The sequence below is a fragment of the Azospirillum rugosum genome (assembly GCF_017876155.1).
Taxonomy (GTDB): domain Bacteria; phylum Pseudomonadota; class Alphaproteobacteria; order Azospirillales; family Azospirillaceae; genus Azospirillum; species Azospirillum rugosum.
This window is the reverse complement of record NZ_JAGINP010000035.1, coordinates 60067-84866: the sequence shown is the minus strand read 5'-3', so window position 1 is coordinate 84866 and position 24800 is coordinate 60067. Positions and strand designations below refer to the sequence as shown.

Sequence of the window (24800 nt, the reverse complement as noted above, 5' to 3'; positions counted from 1 at the left end):
ACAAGGATCAAGTCGCTGATCCTTGTCGGCACCCTCACCCTTCCCACGCTTCGCGCGGGTCCCTTCCCTCTCCCGGGACGGGAGAGGGATTTCAAGTGCAATTGCCCTGCACAGACATCGGCGGCGTTACGGATTGTTTTGTCTTGCCGCTGCGCGGGAAGGCCGATAAAGAAGGAACCGCGGCCGGAGTCTGGGAGGAAACGCCTTAAAACGGGCAGATCGCACCAAGCGACGATCGAAACGACAACGCGGCGCAGCGCCAAATCCAGCCCACAATGGCTGGATTTGGCGTTTCTGGGCCCACCGCATGGAAATCGCCCGCGCCCCCCGCACTGGAGAGCGGCCCCGCCACATTGGTCGGCGTCCGCCCGAAGGCCGTCCCCACTGCGTTCCGGAGGGGTTGGGCAACGATTGCCGCGTCATTCCTTGGCCCATGCCGCGTTCGTTGGGTGAGATGGCCTGATTGCTCACGCCGGAGCAGCCGGAAGAGGCCCCAGAGAGCCCGGTGCTGCTTTGATCGTTCATGCCCGACGCGCATCCAGCGTTGGACGCGGTTTTCGACTTTGCGCGCCCTGTCGCGCGTCCGAGAGGCGCCACCCTGCGTTCAGGCATTCAGTGCTCACGGAGGATCCGAACGGACGAATGTCGATGCAGAAACCGGTCGAGCAGCGAACCCCCGCCAGGCGGCTCAAGCCCTCTCCGCGCAAGGGACGGCTTCTGCACGTCCGCTCCGGCCTGTCGCCGGAAAAGACCCTGCTGGTCCGCATCACGATCGTCATCGCCCTCATCGCGCTGGTCATCGCGGTGTTCTGGTTCGACCGCGACGGGCTGAAGGACCAGATCGACGGCTCCATCAGTTTTCCTGACGTCCTCTACTTCGCCATGATCACGGTGACCACCGTCGGCTACGGCGACATCGTCCCGGTCAGCCAAACCGCCCGGCTGATCGACGCCTTTGCGGTCACGCCGATCCGCGTCTTCATCTGGTTCATCTTCCTGGGCACCGCCTACGAACTCGTCGTGCAGCGCATCGTGGAGGAATTTCGATTGAGCCGAATTCAAAAGCAGCTGCACGGGCATATCGTGCTGTGCGGCTTCGGCCACAGCGGGCTCATCGCCGCGCAGGAAACCGTCGCCAAGGGCCATCCCGCTGACCGGATCGTCGTCATCGACGGATCCGAGGATCGCATCCAGGTGGCCGCCGACGCCGGCTTCATCGGCCTTCTGGGCGACGCCACCAGCGAGGAGACGCTGACCAAGGCCTGCGTCGGCCAGGCGAAGGCGGTGATCGTCAGCACCGGCCGCGACGACACCACCATCCTGGTGATCCTGACCGTGCGCCACCTGTCGGCCGCCACCAAGATCGTTGCCAACATCAAGCAGGAGGAGAACATCAAGCTCGCCAACCTCAGCGGGGCCGACCTCGTGGTGTCGCCGCCGAAGATCGGCGGCTATCTGATGGCCGACGCGGTGGACAGCCAGCACGCCACCCCCTTTCTGTGCGACCTGATGTCGGCCGGCGGCCGGATGGTTCTGACCGAACGCCGGGCGGAGCCCGACGACGTCGGCAAGACCATGGCGGAGATCGACGCCGGCGTGGTGGTGCAGGTCCACAGCCATGGCCGCAACATCGCCTTCACCGAACGCAACCGCTACATCGTCCAGCCAAACGACCTGCTGCTGATCATCAGCCCGCCGCAGTCGGGCGAAGAGGCGGAACCCTGGTAGCCTCCAGCCGCACCTCCGCAGACGGGGGAAGCGGCAGGGAGCCTGCTCCCCGCTGCAGCCATCGACAATGTCGCAAGCCGCCCGATCATGGTTTGACAGCCGTGCCTAGGGGGTTGGCCGCGCCTCCGGCGGCTCTTCCCGATGGCTGTACGGAAAGGCCTCCGCCAGCGCGTGGCAGAGCGAGTGGGGCGACACCAGCCGCGCGACGTTGGAGGCCAGCAGCGCCGTCAGCATCAGCGGCAACAGCGTGGCTAGGTCGCGGCTCATCTCCATGACGATGATCACCGCGGTCAGGGGCGCCTGCACGGCCCCGGCGAAATAGCCGGTCATCGCCAGCAGGATCACCGCACCCTGCCTGCGTTTACCGGAAGGAGTATGGACGCCAATGGAACCATTGTGTACAGACATCGGCCTTCGCCCCCCAACGCCCGCTGCCGAATATCGGCAATTGTTCTGAGGTCATCCGCAAGCCGAAACAGACGATGGATAAGCGGTGTGCTTTCGACTGATGCCTTGACGCTTCTTCAAAGTTCCATCCGGACGGTGTGGACGCTGGAAATCCTTTTGCTGCTGCGTCGCGACGCCGGACGGGCATGGAACGCCGAGGAGTTGATACGGGAGTCGCGCAGCAGCACGGTGATCGTGCAAGAGGCGCTGACGAACCTGCAGCAGTCCGGCTTGGCGGCCGATGAGCCGGATGGCCGGGTTCGCTATCAACCCGCCTCGCCGGCTTTCGAGTCGTGGGTCGGGGAGATCGCGTCCGCTTACGCTGCGCAACCGACGGCGATCGTCAAAGCCCTTCGGTCGGTGTCCTCGGACAAAATCCAGAATTTCGCTGACGCCTTTCGTTTCCGCAGGGACGAATGACATGGAATTGATCGGATCGTCGGTTTATCTGCTGTGCTTTGCAGCCAGTGTGGTCTGCATGGTCTTGCTGGTGCGGAGCTACGCCCGAACGCGCAGCCGGCTGCTGCTGTGGAGCGCGATCTGCTTCGTTTGCCTTGCCGCGAACAATCTCCTGCTGTTCGTCGATATGCTCATCCTGCCGCAGATCGATCTGCGGCCGTTGCGCCATCTTACCGCCCTTGGCGGCATCGGCGCCCTGTTGTACGGCTTTGTTTGGGATGCCGAGTGATGATGCCGGAGACGTACCTTTTCCTGTCGGGCATGATCGCCATGGGCTACGCGGTCGCCGGGCTGTTCTTCCTGCGCTTCTGGCGCCGCACGAAGGATGGGCTCTTCCTCAACTTCGCCGGCGCCTTCGGGCTTCTGGCGCTCGGCCAGGCCGTTGTGGCGCTGGGCAGTCCCGCCCGGGAGGAATCGGGATGGATGTACCTGATCCGTCTCGTCGCTTTCGGGCTGATCATCGTGGCGATCGTCCGCAAGAACCTGAACGGCCGATGAGCCCCCGTGGACCCTGCACGGCCCGTCAGAACGGCCAGATCAACGGGATCGCCAGCGACGCGACGATCCAGAACAGGATGTCGAGCGGCAGGCCAATCTTCACGAAGTCCATGTACTTGTAGCCGCCGGCGCCATAGACGAAGAGGTGCGTCTGGTACCCGATGGGGGTTGCGAAGCCGCTGGAGGCGGCGAACATCACGGCGACGATGAAAGGGCGCGGATCGACCCCCAGGTGGTGGGCGACGCCGATGGCGATGGGGGTCAGCAGCACGCCGACCGCGTTGTTGGACGCGACCTCCGTCAGCACCAGCGCCAGCAGGTAGATCAGCGACAGGACGAGGTGGGGGCCGAAGCGGCCGGCGGCGCCGGCGACCAGGTCCGCCACCAGCAGGACGGCGCCCGTCTTCTCCAGCGCCAGTCCCAACGGCAGCATGCCGAAGATCATGAACAGGATGCGCCAGTCCACCGACTTGTAGAGATCGGCGTGCGGCAGGCAACCGGCCACCACCACCGCGACCGCGGCGATCAGCGCCAGTCCGGCGATCGGCATGACGTCCAAGGCCGACAGCACGACCACGGCGAGGATCGCGGCAACGGCCAGCCACGCCTTGTCGCGCCGGAAGGGGTGATGCTCCGGCTCGGTCAGGTTGATCAGGTCGCCCGTCTCGACCAGACGGCGAATGCCGTCGGGCGGCCCCTCGATGAGGAGGGTGTCGCCGACCTCGATGCGGACGTCCTCGAACTTGTCGCGCAGGTTCATCCCCTGGCGATGCACGGCGATGATATAGACGCCGTAGCGGCGGCGCAGGTTGAAGTGCGACAGCTTGCGCTCGACGAAGCTGGAGCGCGGCCCGACGATGCCCTCGACGATGGCCGTGCGCCGGGTGGTGACCTCCTGCAGGCTGGCGCCGCCCTCGAACGCGATGCCGGCCAGCTCGCGCAGCCCCAGAACGCCCTGCACCGCCGTCTTGAAGAGCAGGCGGTCGCCCGCCTCCAGGCGCACCGCCGGCAGGTTGCGGCGCAAGCTCTCGTCCCCGCGCAGGACGTCGACCACCCGCCCGCCGGACAGGTTGGCGAGCTTCGCCTCGTCCAGGGACTTGCCGATGACGGGCGACGCGGGCGGGACGATCATCTCCGTCAGGAACTGCCGTTTCGGCTGCCCGGACAGCAGGTCCGAGACCGTCTCCCGCACCGGCAGCAGACGGTCGCCGACCAGCATCAGGTAGGCCGCGCCAACGGCGGTCATGAGAAGACCGAGCGGGGCGATCTCCAGCAGCCCGAAAGCCGGCTGGCCAAGCCGCTGCGCCACCCCATCGACCAGCAGGTTGGTCGAGGTGCCGACCAGCGTGCAGGTGCCGCCGAAGACAGCCGCGTAGGACAGCGGGATCAGCATCTTGGATGGCGCGATTTTCAGATGATGGCAAAGCCGGATCACCACCGGCGTCAGGATCACCACGACGGGGGTGTTGTTGATCACCGCGGACACCGCCGCCGCCAGCAGGATGAGCCCGAGGAGCGCCACCCGGCGCGATCGGCCGACCAGGGCCAGGGACGCGTTGCCCAGCGCCTCGATGCAGCCGGTGCGGTCCAGCGCCGCCGACAGGACGAACATGGCGCCCACCGTGAGAACGCCGGCGTTGCTGAACACCTCCAGCGTTTCGTTCGTGGTCAGGATCCCGGTGGCCAGCAGGATGGCGGTCGTCGACAGCGCGACCAGATCGGCCGGGGCCCATTCCCGGATGAACGCGACGAACACGCCCGCCAGCAGGATCAGGACGAAGATCTGGTCGGCAGTCAATCGAGGTCCTCTCAGCGTGCGATCGGATGTGAGGACGGCCACGCTTGCGCAGGCGCACCCGTCCGGCGATGCACCCATTAAGCCATTTTGAAAAGCGGCCTCCAACCCTGCTGTGATGAGATGGACGTCCCCCCGTTTTCGGCACGGCAGTGCCAGATAACGGACAGGTTCATCTCATCAACGCACGCAACGCGGCAATTCGGACCGGTTGCGTGTTCCACATTCATACCCGTGGCGTCGGCGCAATACCCGTTTTCCGACTCATAACACTGATCGGATGAATTACGAGGAGAACAATGTTCTCAAGACTAGATCGTTGCTCCATCCTCCAAGGGGGAGAGCCAAAGGGCATCGTCTTTTTCAATAAGCCATTGATTTTACGGGTGTAGCGCTGCGACACATGGTCACAGACGCGTTGGTTTGCAGCATTGGTGTTTAAAAAACGCGCAAGGTTGCCGCTGAATGTCATTAAATGGATATTTTTTAGAGCGATGATCGCCGCTTTGTAGTCCTGTCATTTCTTCAGATGACAAGAGTGTCGCAGCACATTGTTGGTTGGTAACCCGCGGTTGAAAAATTTGGGGTGCACGGGTAGGAGGAAAGTCCGAGCAATATTGCACAAAAGGAGTATTCGATGTCCGAGCTGGCTGGCACTCCGGGGAACGACACACTGGCGGGGGGAGCCGGCAACGACACGCTGGATGGAGCTGGCGGCTACGACATCCTGACCGGTGGGCAAGGGGCGGATACCTTCCGTTTCAGCAGCCTTGCGGACATCAGCAACGACCAAATCACCGACTTCGGCCCGGGCGACCGCATCGACCTGTCGGCCCTGAACGCCACCTACATCGGCACCGGCGCCTTCACCGGTTCCCCCATGAACAGGGGACCGGCCCAGGTCCGCTACCGGGTCGATTTCGCCACGTCGGTTCTTGAGATCGACGGCGACGGCGACGGTTACCCCGACCACTACATCTATGTGAACAACGGACCGGCCCTCCAGGCCGTCGCCGGCTCGCCCGGCCTGCTCGAAGGCGTGCCCGACCTGACGCTCACCGGCACGGAGACGGGCGAAACGCTGGCGGGCGGCGCCGGACGCGACACGATCAGCGGCGGCGGCGGCAATGATCGCCTGCGCGGCTTCGCGGGCAACGACAGCCTGTCCGGCGGCGAAGGCGACGACACGCTGGAGGGGGGGACCGGCAACGACACGCTGACCGGCGGTGCGGGCAACGACACCTTCCTCTTCCCGGGGACGAACGGCGTGCTCGCCTACAACGAAGCCCGGATCACCGACTTCGCGCAGGGCGACCGGATCGACCTGTCGGGCCTGAACGCCACCTTCATCGGCAGCGGCGCCTTCACCGGCAACTCCATGCACAATGGGCCGGCGCAGGTCCGCCTGCGGACCGACCTCGCCAGCACCACGCTGGAGATCGACGTCAACGGCGACGGCTTCAACGACCGCTCCATCTACATCAGCGGGTCGCCCGGACTGCAGGAGGTGGTCGGTTCGCCCGGCGTGTTCGAGCGCGTGCCCGACCTGACGCTCACCGGCACGGAAGCGGGCGAGACGCTGGACGGCGGGGCCGGGCGCGACACGATCAGCGGCGGCGGCGGCAACGACCTGCTGCGCGGCTTCGCGGGCAACGACAGCCTGGCCGGCGGCACCGGGGACGACACGATCGACGGCGGCTCCGGTTCCGACACGCTGACCGGAGGTGCGGGCAACGACACCTTCCTGTTCGGCCCCGTTTCCAGCACCTCCGGCTACAACAGCACCCAGATCACCGACCTTGCGCAGGGCGACCGCATCGACCTGTCGGCCCTGAACGCCGCCTACATCGGCACCGGCTCCTTCACCGGCACCTACGCGAACAAAGGGCCGGCGCAGGTCCGCCTCCGCACGGATTCCGGCGTCACGCTGGAGATGGACAGCGACGGCGACGGCTTCGCGGACCGTTCCATCTACATCAACGGCGCTCCCGCCTTGCAGCAGGTGGCGGGCTCGTCCAGCCTGTTCGAACGGGTGCCCGATCTGACCCTGACCGGCACCGAAGGGGATGACGTACTGACCGGCGGCGCCGGTGCCGACACGATCAACGGCGGCGGCGGCAACGACCGGCTGCTCGGCCTGGCCGGCAACGACAGCCTGACCGGCGGCGCCGGCAACGACACGCTGGACGGCGGGATCGGCTACGACACGCTGACCGGCGGTACCGGCGACGACACCTTTCTGTTCTCCACCACCGCCAGCTACGGTTACGCCACGATCACCGATTTCGGCCAGGGCGACCGCATCGACCTGTCCGCGCTGGGCGCCACCTTCATCGGCGAATCCGCCTTCACCGGAACCTACATGAACAAGGGTCCGGCGCAGGTGCGGATCAACGCCACCACCTACAACACGACGCTGGAGATCGACACCGATGGTGACGGCCTTTCGAACCGGTCCATCTCCCTGAACGGGGGACCGGCGATCCAGCAGGTGGCCGGCTCGCCCGGCATCCTCACAATGGTCCCCGACCAGACCGTCACCGGGACGGCGGCGGATGAATCGTTGGACGGCGGGGCCGGGCGCGACACCATCAGCGGCGGCGACGGCAATGACCGGCTGCGCGGTCTGGGCGGCAACGACAGCCTGATCGGCGGGGCCGGCGACGACACGCTGGACGGCGGGGCCGGCACCGACACGATGACCGGCGGGACCGGCAACGACACCTACCGCTTCTCCAGCCTGGCGGACGTCAACGGCGATCTCATCAGCGACTTCGCGCAGGGCGACCGCATCGACCTGACCGGCCTGGGCGCCGCCTTCATCGGCGACGGCGCCTTCACCGGCAGCTCCGCCAGCAACGGCCCGGCGCAGATCCGCGTGCGCACCTACACAGGGCAGACGTCGCTGGAGATCGACAGCAACGGCGACGGCTTTGCCGACCGCTACATCTACATCAACGGCGGGCCCGCCCTGCGGGAGGTGGCCGGGTCGCCCGGCGTGCTGGAACGGGTGCCCGACCAGACCCTCACCGGCACCGATGGGGACGACGCTCTGACCGGCAGCGCCGGCCGCGACACCATCAGCGGTGGCGCCGGCAACGACCGGCTGAGCGGCCAGTCGGGCAGCGACAGCCTGATCGGCGGCGAAGGCGACGACACGCTGGACGGCGGCGCCGGCACGGACACGCTGACCGGCGGGGCCGGCAACGACACCTTCCGCTTCGTCCTGAACGACATCGAGGGCGATGTCATCACCGACTTCGCGCAGGGCGCCCGCCTCGACCTCAGCGCGGTGAACGCCGCCTTCATCGGCAGCGGGGCCTTCACCGGCAGCTACGTCAGCAACGGCCCGGCGCAGATCCGCATCACCGTCAATGCCAACACCACCGTCGTTGAGATCGACAGCAACGGCGACGGGATGTCCGACCGCACGATCAGCCTGACCGGAGCGCCCGCGCTTCAGCCGGTGGCCGGCTCGCCCGGCCTGTTCGAGCGGATTCCCGACCGGACGCTCACGGGAACCGATGGGAAGGACACCCTGACCGGCGGTGCGGGGTGCGACACGATCAACGGCGGCAGCGGCGACGATCTTCTGCTCGGCATGGACGGCAACGACAGCCTGTCCGGCGGGACCGGCGACGATACGTTGGACGGCGGCGCCGGCGGTGACAGCCTGAGCGGCGGGGCCGGCAACGACACGTTCCGCTTCTCCAGCCTCGCCGACGTCAGCGGGGACACGATCACCGACTTCGCGCAGGGCGACCGCCTCGACCTGACCGGTTTGGGGGCCGTCTTCATCGGCGACGGGGCCTTCACCGGCAACTACAACAATCTGGGACCGGCGCAGGTGCGGTACCGGCTGGACTTCGGGTCCACGGTCCTGGAGATCGACAGCAACGGCGACGGCATGTCCGACCGCAGCTTCAGCCTGACCGGCAACCACGCCTTGCAGCAGGTCGCCGGCTCCCCCGGGCTGCTGGAGCGGGTGGGCGACCGGAACCTCACCGGCACCAGCGCGGACGACACGCTGGACGGCGGCGCCGGCCTGGACACCCTCAGCGGCGGCGCCGGCAACGACCTGCTGCGCGGCTTCGCGGGTACCGACAGCCTGCTCGGCGGCGATGGCGCCGATTCGCTGGAGGGCGGCGCCGGCAACGACACGCTGGACGGCGGCGCCGGGGACGACACGCTGGAGGGCGGCAAGGGCGCCGACCTGCTGACCGGCGGTGCCGGCAACGACACCTTCCGCTTCACCATGGCCGGGATCGAGACCCCCGGCTCCGGCTACATCGTCTATGTCTACGACAACATCACCGACTTCAGCCTGGGCGACCGCATTGATCTGACCGGCCTCGGCGCCACCTACATCGGCGGCGCGGCCTTCACGGGCACGTCCAGCAACCCGGGCGTGGCGCAGGTGCGCCTGCGGATGGACTCCAGCACGGTGCTGGAGGTCGACACCGACGGCAACGGCAGCGCGAACCACTACATCTACCTGAACAACGCGCCCGGACTGGAAGAGCTGGCGGGGTCGCCCGGCATCCTGGTGCGCGTCCCGGACCGGACGCTGAACGGCACCTCGGGGGACGACACGCTGGACGGCGGCGCCGGCCGCGACACGCTGACCGGCGGGGCCGGCAACGACCTGCTGCGCGGACTGGCGGGCAACGACAGCCTGACGGGCGACGCGGGTGACGACATCCTGGAAGACGGTGTCGGTTACGATACGCTGACCGGCGGTGCCGGCAACGACACCTTCCGCATCGTCGCACCGCAGCCCGGAACGACCTTCAGCTACTCCACCGTCTCGTCCACCTTCATCAGCGATTTCGCCCAGGGCGACCGCATCGACCTGTCGGCCCTGAAGGCCACCTTCATCGGCGAGTCCGCCTTCTCCGGCAACAGCATGAACGGCGGCACCGGCAAGGCGGAAGTCCGTCTCCGCTCCGACTATGTCGGCACCACGATGCTGGAGATCGACAGCAACGGCGACGGCATCACCGATCGCACCATCAACCTGAACGGTTCCCACGCGCTGACCGAGCAGGCCGGGTCGCCGGGCACCCTGGTGCGGGTGCCCGACCGCGTGCTGGCCGGGACGGCGGCGGACGATACGCTGGACGGCGGCGCTGGGGCGGACAGCATCTCCGGCGGGGCCGGCAACGACCTGCTGCGCGGCATGGGCGGCAACGACAGCCAGTCCGGCGGCGCCGGCGACGACGTCCTGAACGGCGGCACCGGCCGCGACACCCTGACCGGCGGCGAGGGCAACGACACCTTCCGGTTCGACAGCTTCGGCGACATCGGCGGCGACGTCATCACCGACTTCGCGGCCGGCGACCGCATCGACCTGTCCGCGCTCAACGTCACCTTCATCGGGGATGGCACCTTCACGGGCAGCGTCTTCTCCCCCGGCCCGGCGCAGGTGCGCTACCGGGCCGACGTCGCCAGCACGACGCTTGAATTCGACAGCAACGGCGATGGCGTCATCGACCGGACGCTCACATTGGCCGGCGCCCACGCGCTGGGCGAGCAGGCCGGGACGCCCCGCGTGCTGGTGCGCCTCGAGGACCGTTCCATCGTCGGGACCGAGGGCGCCGACACGCTGAACGGCGGCGCCGGCTTCGACAGCCTGTGGGGCGGCGGCGGCAACGACGTCCTCAACGGCCTGGGCAGCGGCGACGTGCTCGACGGCGGGGCCGGCGACGACACGCTGAACGGCGGCGAGGGCGCCGACCTGTTGATCGGCGGCGAGGGCAGCGACACCTTCCGCTTCACCGCCTCGACCCAACTGGCGGGCGACCGCATCACCGATTTCGCCACCGGCGACCGCATCGACCTGTCCGCCCTGAACGTGTCCTTCATCGGCGAGGACCCCTTCACCGGCAGCACGCAGTCTCCGGGGCCGGGGCAGGTGCGCCTGCGGACGGTCGGCGACGACACGCAGCTTGAGTTCGACACGACCGGCGACGGCCGGGTCGACGGCAGCATCGTCCTGTCGGGCGAGCATGGGCTGGCCGTCGATCCGAACGCGTCGGGCGTCCTGATCCGCGTGGCGGAACGGCTCCGGACCGGGACGGACGGCAACGACACGCTGGACGGTGCCGCGGGCCGCGACACCCTGTCCGGCGGTGCCGGCGACGACACCCTCTTCGGCTATGCCAGCAGCGACAGCCTGGACGGCGGCGGCGGCAACGACCTGCTGTACGGCGGTTCGGGGGCGGATATCCTGCGCGGCGGCCTGGGCGCCGACATGCTGATCGGCGGCGACGGGGCGGACAGCCTGGACGGCGGCCAGAGCGACGACACGCTGGACGGCGGCACCGGGGCCGATCAGCTGATGGGCGGCGACGGAAAGGACACCTTCCGCTTCACCAACATCGCCGATCTGTTCAACGACCGTATCGGCGACTTCTCCGACGGGGACCGCATCGACCTGTCGGCGCTGAACGCGGTCTACATCGGGTCCGCGCCGTTCAGCGGCACCCCCGGCAATTCCAGCCCGGTCCAGGTGCGCTCGGTGGTGGCGGGCGGAATGACCCGCGTGGAGATCGCCTCCTCCGGCTACCCCTACGCCAACAGCTATTTCACGCTGGTGGGAGAGCACGACCTGGCGGCCGATCCGCAGGCCGCGGGCGTGCTCGTGCGCGTGCCGAACCAGACGCTCGCCGGCACGGACGGCGATGATTCCCTGGTCGGCGGCACCGCCCGCGACACGCTGGCCGGCGGCGCCGGCAACGACACCCTGATCGGCGGCGGCGGCGCCGACCTGCTGCAGGGCGGCCTGGGCGCCGACGTGCTGATCGGCGGCGACGGGGCCGACAGCCTGGAGGGCGGCCAGGGTGACGACCAGTTCGTCTACGACTCGCCGGCGGCCATGCACAACGACCGCATCCGCGATTTCGCCGCGGGCGACCGGCTCGACCTGTCGGCGCTCGGGGCGACATTCATCGGGGAATCCCAGTTCAGCGGCACCCCCGCCGCTCCGGGAAGCGCCCAGCTGCGCGTGTTCTACGGCACCGGCAGCACGACGCTGGTCCTCGACGCCAACGGCGACGGCACCGGCGACGCGGCGTTGACGCTGGACGGCGTGGTGCCGCTGGTCCAGTTGGCCGGGGCTCCGTCGGGCGTCCTGGTGACGGAGGCCGGGCAGGCGCTGACCGGCGGGGACGGCAACGACAGCCTGACTGGCGCGTCCGGTCCGGACACGCTGACGGGCGGTGCCGGCAACGACACGCTGAGCGGCGATTACGGCAACGACCTCGTGATCGGCGGGGACGGCAACGACGTCGTGATCGGCGGCGACGGGATCGACACGCTGGAGGGCGGCGCCGGCAACGACACGCTGAACGGCGGCCCCGGCGGCGACCTGATGACCGGCGGCGCCGGCCAGGACGTCTTCCGCTTCAACAAGGCCAGCCACATCAACGGCGACCGCATCACCGATTTCAGCTCCGGCGACCGCATCGACATCACCGACCTGAACGCCACCTTCATCGGCACTGCGGCCTTCACCGGCACCGTGGCGCAGCCCGGACCGGCGCAGGTGAACGTGGTGGTGGTGGGCAGCGGGCCGCTGTCCGAAACCCGGCTCGTCTTCGATCTGGACGGCAACGGCATCGGCGAGCGCACCCTCGTCCTGTCCGGCACGCACACGCTCGCGACGGCCCAGAACAACCCGGGCGTCCTGGTGCGCATCGACGACCTCGTGCTCGCCGGGACCGGCGACGCCGACACGCTGGAGAGCGGCGCCGGGCGCGACAGCCTGATCGGCGGGGCCGGCGACGACAGCCTGACCGGCGGGGCCGGCGACGACACGCTGGCGGGCGACGCCGGCAACGACACGCTGGTCGGCGGCCTCGGCACCGACCGCCTGACCGGCGGCGCCGGAAACGACACCTTCGTCTTCACGGCGGACGACATCGCGGGCGACCGCATCACCGACTTCACCGACGGCGACCGGATCGACCTGTCGGCCCTGAACGCCGCCTTCATCGGCACCGCCATCTTCAGCGGGACTGGGGCCGCGCAAGTCCGCGTGTCCGCGGTCGGCGAGCCGGGTTACCGGAACACCCTGCTGCAGATCGACCTCAACGGCGATGGCAGGACCGACCGCAGCATCGAGATCGCCGGCGAGCACATCCTCCAGATCGACCCGAACGCGCCGGGCGTCCTCGTCCGCGCCCGCGGCCAGGGGTTCGGCGGCACCGCGGGCGACGACACGCTGGCAGGGGACGCCGGCGACGACACGCTGGTCGGTGGCGCCGGCAACGACCTGCTGTCCGGCGGGACCGGCCGGGACCGGCTCGACGGCGGGGACGGCGACGACACGCTGACGGGCGGCGACGGGGCCGACACGCTGACCGGCGGCGCCGGCGCCGACGTGTTCCGCGTGCTGACCGTGGGCGACGCCGCGGGCGACCGCATCCAGGACTTCGCCGACGGCGACCGGCTCGACCTCAAGGCGCTCCAGGCCAGCTTCATCGGCGACCGCGCCTTCACCGGTTCCGCCGCGAATCTCGGTCCGGCGCAGGTCCGCTACGCCGTGACCGGTGCGGAGGGCCAGCAGCGCACCCGCGTGGAGATTGACGGCAACGGCGACGGCATCGCGGACGCAGTGATCGAACTCGCCGGCGCCCATGCCCTGCGCGAGGACGGCGCGGATGCGGGGGTCCTCGTTCGCATCTCCAACCAGAGCCTGACCGGCACCGCGGCGGCCGACACTCTGGCGGGCGGCGAGGGCGCCGACAGCCTCGCCGGCCTCGACGGCGACGACCGTCTGTCGGGCGCGGGGGGCAACGACACGCTGGACGGCGGCAGCGGCGGCGACACGCTGGACGGCGGCGACGGCGGCGATGGCCTGAGCGGCGGCGACGGCAACGACAGCCTGGTCGGCGGGGCCGGCAACGACACGCTGAGCGGCGGCGACGGCGACGACACGCTGACCGGGTCGGACGGGCGGGACGAGCTGACCGGCGGTGCCGGCAACGACACCTTCCTGCTCGCCCGCGTCACCGACATCGACGGCGACGTCATCACGGACTTCGCCACGGGCGACCGCATCGACATCTCCGGCCTTTCGGCCACCTTCCTCGGCACGACGCCGCTGTCCCAGCGCTACGGCAGCGGCGTGGCGGTGAACGTGGTCCAGACCGGGTCCGGCGCCTTTGCCACGACCGACCTGCAGTTCGACGTGGATGGCGACGGCGTGGCCGACCGCGTGATCCACATCGCCGGGACCCACGCCCTGGCCGTCGATCCGGCCAACACCGGCGTCCTGATCCGGGTGACCGCGGTCAACAGCACCGGCGGTGACGGCGCCGACACGCTTACCGGTGGTGCCGCGTCCGACACCCTGGCCGGCGGCGCCGGCAACGACCGGCTCGACGGCCTGGCCGGCGCGGACTTCCTGCATGGCGGGACGGGCGACGACACGCTGGTCGGCGGTGCCGGCGAGGACGTGCTGAGCGGCAGCGAGGGCAGCGACACCTTCCGCTACGCCAGCGTGGCGGAGGCAAACGGCGACCGCATCACCGACTTCATGGGGGACGACCGCATCGACCTGTCCGGCATTCCCTTCACCTTCGTCGGTAGCGGTCCCTTCACCGGCACCGTGGCCCAGCCGGGCGGCGCGCAGGTCGGCTTCCGCTTCGTCACCTCCGGCGGCGCCGCCACGCAGCTGCTGTTCGACACCAACGGCGACGGCGTGGCCGACGCCACCCTGACGCTGACCGGCTTCCACGAGCTGCAGGAAGTTGACGGCAGCGCCGGCGTGCTGGCGCGGGGCGCCAGCGTGATCCAGACCGGCACCGCCGACGCCGACACGCTGAACGGCGGCGACCTGCCGGACCGGCTGATGGGCCAAGCCGGCGACGACCGTCTGTTCGGCAACGGCGGCAACGACAGCCTGTCCGGCGGCCAGGGCAACGACAGCCTGAGCGGCGGCGACGGGGCCGACCTGCTGTCCGGCGACGCCGGGGACGACACGCTGAACGGCGGTGCGGGCGACGACACGCTGAACGGCGGCGACGGCAACGACCGGTTCGAGGCGAGCGGCGGCACCGACGACATCAACGGCGGTGCGGGAAACGACGCGGTGGTCTTCACCGACGCCTGGGCGAACTACGACATCGTCAACAGCGGCACGACGGTCACCGTCACCCACGCCCGCGGCACCAAGGCGGACGGCGTCGCCCGCGTCACCGCGGCGGAGGAGCTGCGCTTCACCGACAAGACCGTCGACCTGACGCCGGTCGCCGCGATCGGGTCCCGCCTGATCAGCGGCCTCGGCGGGTCCGCCGGCTTCGGCGAGAACGAGCTTGACCGCAGCAACGACGGGTCGAGCGGCTTCGTCGACGTCCGGTCCATCTTCGCGGACGGCATCAACGTCTTCGGCAAGGTCTACACCGGCTTCTACATCAACACGAACGGCAGCATCTCCTTCGACGGGCCGCTGTCCACCGGCCCGTCGGCCAACGCGCTGTCGGCCTCGGCCCCGGCGATCATCGCGCCGTTCCTGTCGGACGTGGACACGCGGGGCGGCACCGGGGCGGCGACGCCGGGCGGCACCTCGCAGGGCACCAACCGCGTCTACTACGATCTGGACCCGGCCACCGGCACCATCATCATCACCTGGGACGACGTGGCCGCGAACGGCGGCACGGACGGGGCGCGCAACGCCTTCCAGCTCGTGCTGACCAACGCCGCCGGGGCGGCGGGACGCCAGGCCGGGGACTTCGACGCGGAGTTCCGCTACGAGTCCGTGACCTGGGCGCAGACCGGCGGCACCGGGGCCGTCGCGCAGGCCGGCTACACCGCCGGCAACGGCGACGCCGCGGGCGTCTTCATCCTGCCCCAGTCGGGGGATGCGGCGGGGATGCTCGCCCTCGACACCACGGCGGGCAACACCGGCTCGAACGGCCTGTGGCGCTTCTCGATGACCGGCGGCACCGCGTCGAACGCGCTGCCGGCGGTCGTCTCCATCGAGCCCAGCCAGCTGTCCAAGGCGGAGGGCAACAGCGGCTCCACCCGCTTCACCTTCACGGTGACCCGTGCCGGCGACACGACCAGCAACGTGACGGTGGGCTACACCGTCGCCGGCACGGGCAGCAGCCCAATCGGCGCCGGGGACCTGCTGGGCAGCTTCCTGCCCTATGACGGGACGGTCACCTTCGCCGCGGGCGAGACCAGCAAGACCATTTCGGTCGACGTGGTCGGCGACACGGTGGCGGAGGCGAACGAGACCTTCGCAGTGACGCTCGGCACGCCGGCGGCGGGCTCGAACGTCAAGCTCGGCAACCGGCAGGCGACCGGAACGATCCTGAACGACGACAATCAGGCGCCGCCGCTGCCGCCGGGCTTCCGTCCGGGCGCCAACTGGGGCGACCCGCATCTGGTCACCTTCGACGGCTTCTACTACAGCTTCCAGGCGGTCGGCGAATTCACCTACGTCCACGCCAAGTCCGGCGACGAGCGGATCGTGCAGCTGCGCACGGCGGCGATGGGCGACGCCGTGTCGGTCAACACGGCGGTCGCGACCAGGATCGGTGCTGCGCGGGTGTCCATCAACGCGCTCGACGCCGGCCATCCGCTGCGCGTCGACGGGGCGGTCACCGACATTCCGGACAGCGCCGGGTCGATCGCCGTCGGCGACGGCCACATCTTCCGCTCCGGAAACGTCTACACCGTCGTGTACGCCAACCAGGAGCAGATGATCGTCACGGTCGAGGCGGACCGCGTCGACCTCCAGCTCTTCCTGTCGCCGACCCGCGCGGCGGGATCGATCGAGGGCCTGATGGGCAACCTCGACGGCAACCCGTCCAACGACCTGGCCCTGGCCGACGGCACGGTGCTGTCGCAGCCGGTCGACTATGCGGTGCTGTACGGCAGCTACGCCGACGGCTGGCGGGTCACCCAGCAGACCTCGCTGTTCGACTATCGGCCGGGGGAAACGACGGCAACCTACACCGACCGCAGCTTCCCGCGGCAGGTCCTGTCCGTGGACACGCTGCCGGACGCCCTGCGCCAACGTGCGGAGGCGCTGCTGGACGCGGCGGGCATCACCGATCCGGCGCTGCGGCAGGCGGCCCTGCTCGACGTGGCGCTCACCGGCGACGCCAGCTTCCTGAAGGGGGCCACGCTGGCGGACGCCCCGACGCAGCAGTCCACCACGGCGAACGCGCCGGCCGCCGCCCCAGTGGTGACCATCGCGGCCCGCACCGCCACGGTGACGGAGCGCAACAGCGGAAGCACGAATGTCGTGTTCGACGTGTACCGCACCGGCGACTCCAGCACCGACCTCGTGCTCGACTTCGCCGTGACCGGCTTCGGCGCGTCGGCGGTCGACGCCACCGACTTCGGCGGGCAGCTCCCCGGCGGAACGGTGACGCTGGCCGCCGGCCAGACCTCGGCGACGGTCACCGTCGCGGTCGCCGGCGACGCGGTGGCGGAGGCCGACGAATCCTTCGCGGTCACCCTGTCGCAGCAGGCCAACGCGGCGACCAAGGCGGTCATCGCCGCCCCGCGGGCGACGGTAACGATCGAGAACGACGACGGCGCGCTCACCCCCCGCCTCGACATCGCCGCGACGTCCGCGACGGTGCAGGAAGGGCAGAAGGCCAAGGCGGTCTTCACCGTCACCCGCAGCGACAACGCGCTCGACCCGGTCAGCGTCGCCTACACGATCGCCGGCAGCGGGCCGAATCCGGCGGCGGCGGACGACTTCGACTTCGGCTTCCCCAGCGGCACGGTCAGTCTGGCGGCCGGCGAAACGACGAAGACCATTGAGGTCTTCATCGCCGCCGATGTCTTGGCGGAGCAGGACGAGACCTTCACGGTCACTCTGTCCAACCCCGCCGGCGCCACCCTCGGCACGGCGGTGGCAACGGGCGTCATCAAGAACACGGCTCCGCCGCCGGCCGATCCGCCGTCCCTGGCCATCGCCGCGGAAACCGGCAGCTCCGCGGAAGGCAACGACGGCACGACGGCGCTGACCTTCCTGGTTACCCGCACGGGCGACCTGTCCGGCGCGACCACCGCGTCCTACACGGTGGCGGGCAGCGGAGCCGCTCCGGCCACGGCCGGCGACTTCGCCGGGAACGCGCTGCCGCAGGGCTCGGTCGCCTTCGCGGCGGGCCAGCAGACGGCCCGGATCACCGTGAACGTCCAGGCCGACCGAGACGTGGAGGCCGACGAAACCTTCACCGTCACCCTGGCCAACGCCAGCGGCGGAACCATCCAGACGGCGGCGGCGACCGGCACCATCCGCAACGACGACGTCCCGTCCGGCAACGGCAACTCCGGTGGCGGGGGCACCAAGCCGGTGGGTGAAGAGACGGTGAACGGCGTGGTGGTCCGGACCCGGCAGGGCAGCGCGCCGGCCGGCGTCAACGTTCCCTTCGTCGAAACCGGCCTTCCCCAGACCGTACCGGCGGACCGCCGGGACGGCGCCACGGTCTCCCTCATGCAGGATGCGGGCAACGCCCCGCTTCTCCAGGCGAACGTGTCGGCGGGCGCGGGCCTCACCGCCCATGGCCCGCAGTCCACGGTGGAAAGCAGCCAGATGGCCGGCATTTTCGCGGGCATGCTGGCCACCCTCCTGCCCGACGCCCGGAGCGCGGACATCCGCAACGCGGTGGGCAGCTTCGCCGGCAGCGCCGGAGGCCAGCTGACGCTGCGCACGCTGACGCCCACGGGCACCGGGCCGGTCACCATCACCGGCACGTCCACCAACGGGGCCCCGCGGGAAGCGCTGATCCTCAACATGGGCAGCAACCCCGGCGGCTCGGTCGTCCTCAACGAGGTGGACTTCGCGGCGATCGTCGGCAGCGGCACCTTCACCGGCGGCGCCGGCAACAGCCGGACCATCGGTGACGACGCGGCGCAGACCATCAACCTCGGTCCGGGCGACGACACCACCAGCGGCGGCGGCGGCGACGACGTCGTGGTCAGCACCACCGGCCGCGACCTGCTGGCCGGCGACGTCGGCAACGATACCCTGCACGGCGGCGACGACGACGACACGGTCATGGGCGGCGACGACAACGACCTCGTCGGCGGCGGTGCCGGCAACGACCTGCTGAGCGGCGACGCCGGCAACGACTGGCTGATCGGCGAGGACGGCAACGACACGGCCATCGGCGGCACCGGCGACGACGTGCTGTTCGGGATGGCCGGCAACGACCTGCTGACCGGCGACGAGGGCAACGACACCATCGTCGGCGGGGACGGAACCGACTCCATCCTTGGCGGGGCGGGGGCGGACCTGCTCGGCGGCGGCGGCGGCGACGACCTGATCGACGGTGGCGCCGGCAACGACACCCTGATCGGCGAGGACGGCAACGATACGCTGTTCGGCGGGAATGGCGACGACGTGCTGTGGGGCTTCGCCGGCGACGACTGGCTGATCGGCGGTGCGGGCAAGGACATCTTCGCGTTCACGCTCGGTGGCGGGAACGACTACGTGTTCGAGTTCAACGCCGACGACGATCTCCTGGGCTTCGCGAGCCCGGGCGTCAGCATCGCCGACCTCAAGGCGGCCGCCAAGACCGTCGGGACGAGCACGGTGTTCACCCTGTCCGACAAGAGCACCATCACCGTGGTCGGCGTCACCGGCGTGACGGACGCCTGGTTCCAATGATGGGGATCCAGTGACGGACGCTCCGGCGGCGGGCATCGGGACATTCCCCCGATCCCGCCGCCGGATCCGTCCCATGCCTGCCGGACCTGCAAGGGCTGGAGCAGCGGGCAGGAAAGCACTGGCCTGACCGGGGGTGTGCCGGGGATGATGCCGCATCGCTCACGTTCAGGACGCTCATGCTGACCATCGTTCCAGTTCCCGGTTCCGCGGCCGGCGCGCAGCCCCTGCCCTGCCGCTGCCCCGTCTGCGACGCCGATGGCCGGCACGCCGTCGCTGCGGAGATCCGCGACGGGGATCACCGCGCGGACGACACCTCGCATCGTCTCATTCTGTGCGGCCTGTGCGGCCGACCGTTCCTTGCGCGGTGCGGAACGGACGGCGTTCAGGGCGTTCCGCCGGAGGAGGCCGCCCGCTGGATGGACCCGCCGGTCGATCCACGGGACTACCGCGCCTGGGCCGAGCGCTTCGACCGGATCGGTCCCGACGACCAGGATCCGATCCGGCGGATGGCCTCGGGGGCAGGCTTGCCCGGCGTCGCCCTGTGCCTGTACGACGACCATGGGGTGTTCGACGACGGCGTGACGGGGCGGCCGGACATCGTCGGCCAGTTCCACCCGTTCGACCGTGGGCGCACGGAGCCCTGCGACCTGCTTCTGTTCCTTCACAGGGACGCGGTGCTGCGCCCGCACGCGGTCTTCCTGATCGCCGATGCGGCGCGGCGCCAGCCGGACGCCGTCCTGTTCTACGGCGACGAGGACCGGCTGGGTCCCGGCGGCGAGCGGCACTCCCCCTTCTTCAAGCCGGCGTTCAGCCGCGACCTGTTCGACGAGGTCGACCTGCTCTCCGCCTGCTTCGCGGTTCGCCGATCGGCGTTGATGGGTTTGGCCGCCGCCCATCCCCGCCGACTGGCGGCGGGCCTCGCCGGGGCGCTTCCGCGCGGCGCGGTGCACCGCATCCCCCACATCCTGCACCACGCGACGACCGATGCCGCGGCGGCACGGCGCAACACGGGACCGACCGCGATCACGGGCACCGGCGGGGACAGCGGCGCAAACATCGGCGGCGCCACGCTGTCGGTGATCATCCCCACCCACGCCCAGGAAGAGCTGCTCGGCCGCTGCGTCGACAGCCTGTACCGCCTGAATCCGGACACGCCGATCGAACTGATCGTCGTGGACAACAGCCGGTCGCCCGCCTATCGGAGCCGGTTGGACGCCATCGTCGGCGGGCGGTCCGGGGCGACGATCCTGGACTGGCCGGAGCCGTTCAACTTCTCGCGCATGATGAACGCCGCGGCGGAGCGGGCATCGGGGCAACTGCTCTGCTTCCTCAACGACGACACCGAAGGCATCAGCCCCGGCTGGCTGCGGAGCATGGCGGTCCACGCCCGGCGCCCGGACATCGGCGCGGTCGGCGCCCGCCTGCTCTATGCCGACGGGTCCGTGCAGCACGCCGGCGTGGTGCTGACGGGGCAAGCCGGGGCGGCGCATCTGCACCACCATGTTCCCGCCGGCTCGTCCGGCCATGGCGGCCTCGCCGCCCTGCGCCAGGAGGTGAGCGCCGTCACCGGCGCCTGCCTGATGGTCGACGCGGACAAGTTCAAGGCCGTGGACGGTTTCGACGCGGCCGAGCTTCCGGTCAACTTCAGCGACGTGGACCTCTGCCTGAAGCTGCGCGCCAAAGGCTTCCACGCCCTCTATCTTCCTGACGCCACCCTGCACCATCACGAGTCGGTCTCGCGGAGCGCGCGCCGCGGGGATTCGGTGCGGATGGCCGGTCAGGCCGAACTCCACCGGCTCGTGTCCCGCTGGCAGTTGGGACGGCGCCCGGATCCATACCACAACCCGAACCTGAGCACGGTGTCGCTGGACGGCGCGTTCGCCTGGCCGCCACGCGCGCCTTATCCCTGGAAACGGGCGGCTCCCGTCGGCGACGTGGAGCGCCACGCCGAGGTGGAGCTGACCGTGGAACAGCGCAGCCGCCTGCGGCTGGAGGTGGCCGCGACCGCCTTCCGGGACGGTCGCCTCGACGATGCGGCGCGCACCGCCTTGGCGGTCCTGCTCGACCGGGGGGTTTCCAGCGGCAAGATCGCGGCCGCAGCGGCGACCTTCGGCCTGTGCGTGGAAAAGGCCGGCGGCGCGGAGCTTGCCGCCCATTTCCTGCGCGAGGCGGTGCGGCGCGATCCTGTGCGCGCGGAACACCGGCACAACCTCGGCAACCTGCTGGCCCGCATGGGGCATCGGGCCGCAGCGGCGGTGGAGTTCGAAGCCGTGCTGACCCGCAACCCCTATTTCGTCGAAAGCGTGCGCAGCCTCGCGGCGACCCTGGTGGCGGATGGCGATGCGGCGCGCGCGCTCGGCGTCCTGACGCAGGGTTGCACCGCCAACCCCGCCGACACCCGTCTCTGGCTCGCCCTGGCGGAGGTTGCCTGGGAGCAGGAGCACTACGCGCTCTGCCTCGCCGCGGCCCACTGGGCCGGTGCGGGGGCCGGTGCGGGGGCCGGGGCGGGCGAAGGGTCGACCGGCACGCCGGAAACGGCGGCGCGGGCGCTGGCCTATGCCAGGGCGGTGTTCGCGGCGGCCAACGCCGGGCATCGCGTGGCCGCGGTGGAGGCATTGACCCGCGGGGCCAAGCTGCCCGCCTGGGACGCGGCCGGCGGCCCGCCGGCCGCGCAGATCGCCGAACGGCGCCGCGACCTTCTGTCCGAAGGCGACGCCCCGGCCTCCCGGGTCCGGATCGCCACCGCGCAGCGACGGCTTGCCGACGCCGTCCGGCGCTGCGACCCGCGGGCCGAGGCTGTCCGCTTTTCGGTCGTCATGCCCGTCTACCGGCCGTCCCTTCCGGACCTGGCCGCCGCCATCGACAGCGTCCGGCGGCAAAGCCATGGGAACTGGGAGCTGTGCATCGCGGTCGACGGCCCGCAGGATGGGGCGGTCCAGGATCGACTGGCGGAAGCGGCCGCGGCGGATCCGCGCGTCCGCGTCGCCTCCCGGCCGGAGCGGGGGCACATCGCCGCGGCGAGCAACAGCGCCGTCGACATGGCGGTGGGCGAGTATCTGGCTCTGCTCGACCAGGACGACGAGCTGCACCCTGACGCCTTGCGCGTGGTCGCCGATGCCATCGTCCGGGCGGACCGGCCCCACATCCTTTTTTCCGACGAGGACCGGATCGACCGCCAGGGCCGGCGCGCTGCGGCGAATGTCAAGAAGGGCTGGGATCCGCTGCTGATGCTGCATCAGAACGCCGTGTCCCATCTCGGTGTGTTCCGCCGCGACGCGGTGCGGCGGGTCGGCGGGTTCCGCCTGGGCCGCGAGGGGTCGCAGGACCACGATCTGGTCCTCCGGCTGATGCGTGACGACATGCGCGGCGAGCCGCTCCGCGTGGTCCATCTCCCGCACGTCCTGTATCACTGGCGGGCCGGGGCGGACTCGACCGCCGCCTCGATCGACGCGAAGCCCTATGCCCTGGCCGCCGGCCGCGATGCCGTCCAGGAGCATCTCGCCGCCGCCTTCCCGGCCGGGGAGCGTGCGCGGGTGGTCGCGCTGCGATCGCTCGCCGGCTACCGCGTCCTCTGGCCCCGGAGCGGCCCGGAGACCAGCGCCGATCTCCTGCTGACCGTGCCGGTGACCCGGGATGCCGCCGTCACCTTGGCCGGCTTGCTGGCTGAAGCGGGCGCCGGGGCCGAGGGACTGGCCGGGGTGATTGCCGCGACCGCGGATGGGCAGATCCTTCGTGTCGGGCTGGACGGTGACGCGCGGACGCTCGGTCCGCTGGAGCCCGACTCCTCTCCGGCAGCGGTGCGCCGGCAGTTGGCCGCCCGGTGCACCGGCACCCATCTGCTGTTCTGCCACCCGACCGTCCGCTTCGACGAGGCCGGGTGGGTGGGCGCGCTGCTGCGCTTCGCGTCCGGAACCGGCTGCGTCGCGGTGGGGCCCAAGCTGGTGGACGCGGCCGGCCATGTGGTGAGCTGCGGCGTGACGCCGGATCGCCGGATCATCGGCCGGCGCTATGGCTTCGGTGCGGGCGGCTTGGCTCCGGGCTATTTCGGGCGGCTCGCCTTTTCTACCCAGGCGGGTCTTCTGGACGAGTTGTGCTTCCTGATGCGCCGGGATGTTCTTGAACGGAGCGGCGGGCTCGACGAACTGCCCTACCGACACGGGCTCGACCTGCTGGACGCGATGATGCGGATCCGTCAGGCGGGCGACCTCGCTGCGGTCCCGGATGCTCTGGCCCGGTTCGACGCGGAAGCCCGCTTCAACCCCATCCTCCTCGCGCACGCCGAACCGGGCGATGCGTTCCTGTTCCTGCAACGCTGGTCGTCCGCCCTGACCGTGGACTGATCGAGTGGCACTCCCATTCTCGCGGGGGAAGCTCAGACCTCACGCCAACCTTCCCAGAGGACCAAATACACTATTTCCGAGGTGCAAAATCCTGGAACAGGCCAGCGTCGCACTTCAGCCAGCGTCGCACTTCCGTTTGAATCCGCGTCCTCCATGCAACACGCTGCGGCCTGGAAAAAATGGCTGGGCGTTTCTTTATGACGCCCAGCCGCTGAGGAACCTTCGGCAGGAGAAAGCCGAAGGATGGACGCACTGGGAGACGGTGAAGGGTCAGGCCGGCCGCAGGCTGGCAAGCATGTGGCGGAAGGCGATCATGCCCGGATCGTCCAGCCCCACGGAGCGGTCGGCGAACATGCGGGCACGCCCGATGCGGTTCGGCCGGTCGCGGAACGTGTCGATGGTCGCCGCGACGGCCGCGCCGGCTGCGCGGTGCTGGGCGGCCGGATCGTTCCGCTCCTCTTCCGGCAGCCCGGCCAGCGCCGCGCGCGCGGCCTCCAGCGTGTCGAGCACGGTCTTGTCGCCGAGCGACGCGCCGCCGCGCGCGGTCAGCGCGTCGCGGACGGTGCCCAGCAACTCCGGCAGTTCCGCCCACGGCACTTCGGTACGCCCGGCGGTCGCCTTGGACAGCGTCAGGAAGGCCACGGCCAGCAACGTGCCGAAGCTCGATCCCGACGCCTTGGAGCAGGCCATCGCGCAGCTCTTGAACGCCTGACCCAGGTCGGGCGGCAGCGTCGGCCGCACCTCCCGCAGGTTGCGGGCGCATTTCTCCAGCGTGGCGCCGAGGTCGCCGTCGCCGAGGCGGCCGTCCAGCTCGTTCAGTTCCGGAGCCACCCCCTCCAGCTTGGCGGTCAGGCGGTCGAGCGCCGGACCCAGCGTATCGATCGTCAGGGCCATG

Annotated in this window: 9 protein-coding genes; 6 read left to right on the top strand and 3 right to left on the bottom strand. The window is 70.1% G+C overall.

The window, feature by feature from the left end; genetic code table 11:
* Window positions 1-642 precede the first annotated feature (642 nt).
* Window positions 643-1728 carry a potassium channel family protein gene (locus tag J2851_RS32950; protein ID WP_246501094.1) on the top strand — a complete coding sequence of 362 codons (1086 nt, stop codon included), beginning with the start codon at window positions 643-645 and terminating at the stop codon, window positions 1726-1728.
* Window positions 1729-1833: 105 nt separating this feature from the next.
* On the opposite strand, the gene J2851_RS32945 is transcribed toward J2851_RS32950, so the two are convergent.
* Window positions 1834-2136: a chloride channel protein gene (locus J2851_RS32945; protein ID WP_281416127.1), complete on the bottom strand. Its 303-nt coding sequence runs from the start codon at window positions 2134-2136 to the stop codon at window positions 1834-1836.
* A gap of 87 nt (window positions 2137-2223) precedes the next feature.
* On the opposite strand from J2851_RS32945, the gene J2851_RS32940 reads away from it, so the two are divergent.
* From J2851_RS32940 to J2851_RS32930, 3 genes are read left to right on the top strand one after another with little or no spacing between them, the layout of a single operon-like run.
* Window positions 2224-2595, top strand: a complete 372-nt coding sequence (locus J2851_RS32940; RefSeq protein ID WP_209772455.1) for a hypothetical protein — start codon at window positions 2224-2226, stop codon at window positions 2593-2595.
* A 1-nt stretch (window position 2596) separates the two neighbouring features.
* A complete protein-coding gene (locus tag J2851_RS32935; protein ID WP_209772452.1) occupies window positions 2597-2863 on the top strand; it encodes a DUF5985 family protein in 267 nt (88 codons plus the stop codon).
* On the top strand, window positions 2863-3132 hold the full coding sequence (locus tag J2851_RS32930) for a DUF5985 family protein (protein WP_209772450.1): 270 nt from the start codon (window positions 2863-2865) through the stop codon (window positions 3130-3132). Before J2851_RS32935 ends, J2851_RS32930 begins: the two co-directional genes overlap by 1 nt.
* Before the next feature lie 25 nt (window positions 3133-3157).
* On the opposite strand, the gene J2851_RS32925 is transcribed toward J2851_RS32930, so the two are convergent.
* Window positions 3158-4930, bottom strand: coding sequence for an SLC13 family permease (locus J2851_RS32925; RefSeq protein ID WP_246501093.1), 1773 nt, complete (start codon window positions 4928-4930; stop codon window positions 3158-3160).
* A gap of 634 nt (window positions 4931-5564) precedes the next feature.
* On the opposite strand from J2851_RS32925, the gene J2851_RS32920 reads away from it, so the two are divergent.
* Window positions 5565-19565 (top strand): Calx-beta domain-containing protein, encoded by a 14001-nt coding sequence (locus tag J2851_RS32920; protein WP_209772446.1) that lies wholly within the window; start codon window positions 5565-5567, stop codon window positions 19563-19565.
* A gap of 176 nt (window positions 19566-19741) precedes the next feature.
* The gene (locus J2851_RS32915; protein ID WP_209772444.1) at window positions 19742-23905 is read left to right on the top strand and encodes a glycosyltransferase; all 4164 of its coding nucleotides are present in this window, start codon (window positions 19742-19744) and stop codon (window positions 23903-23905) included.
* 270 nt (window positions 23906-24175) lie between these two features.
* Here J2851_RS32915 and J2851_RS32910 read toward each other — a convergent pair whose 3' ends face one another.
* Window positions 24176-24799, bottom strand: a complete 624-nt coding sequence (locus tag J2851_RS32910) for a dihydroxyacetone kinase subunit L (protein WP_209772442.1) — start codon at window positions 24797-24799, stop codon at window positions 24176-24178.
* Between the last annotated feature and the right edge of the window lies 1 nt (window position 24800).

Coding starts and splice junctions, on each gene's coding strand:
- J2851_RS32950 (WP_246501094.1), top strand. CDS start 643: ATGTCGATGCAGAAACCGGTCGAGCAGCGAACCCCCGCCAGGCGGCTC.
- J2851_RS32945 (WP_281416127.1), bottom strand. CDS start 2,136: ATGTCTGTACACAATGGTTCCATTGGCGTCCATACTCCTTCCGGTAAA.
- J2851_RS32935 (WP_209772452.1), top strand. CDS start 2,597: ATGGAATTGATCGGATCGTCGGTTTATCTGCTGTGCTTTGCAGCCAGT.
- J2851_RS32930 (WP_209772450.1), top strand. CDS start 2,863: ATGATGCCGGAGACGTACCTTTTCCTGTCGGGCATGATCGCCATGGGC.
- J2851_RS32920 (WP_209772446.1), top strand. CDS start 5,565: ATGTCCGAGCTGGCTGGCACTCCGGGGAACGACACACTGGCGGGGGGA.
- J2851_RS32915 (WP_209772444.1), top strand. CDS start 19,742: ATGCTGACCATCGTTCCAGTTCCCGGTTCCGCGGCCGGCGCGCAGCCC.
- J2851_RS32910 (WP_209772442.1), bottom strand. CDS start 24,799: ATGGCCCTGACGATCGATACGCTGGGTCCGGCGCTCGACCGCCTGACC.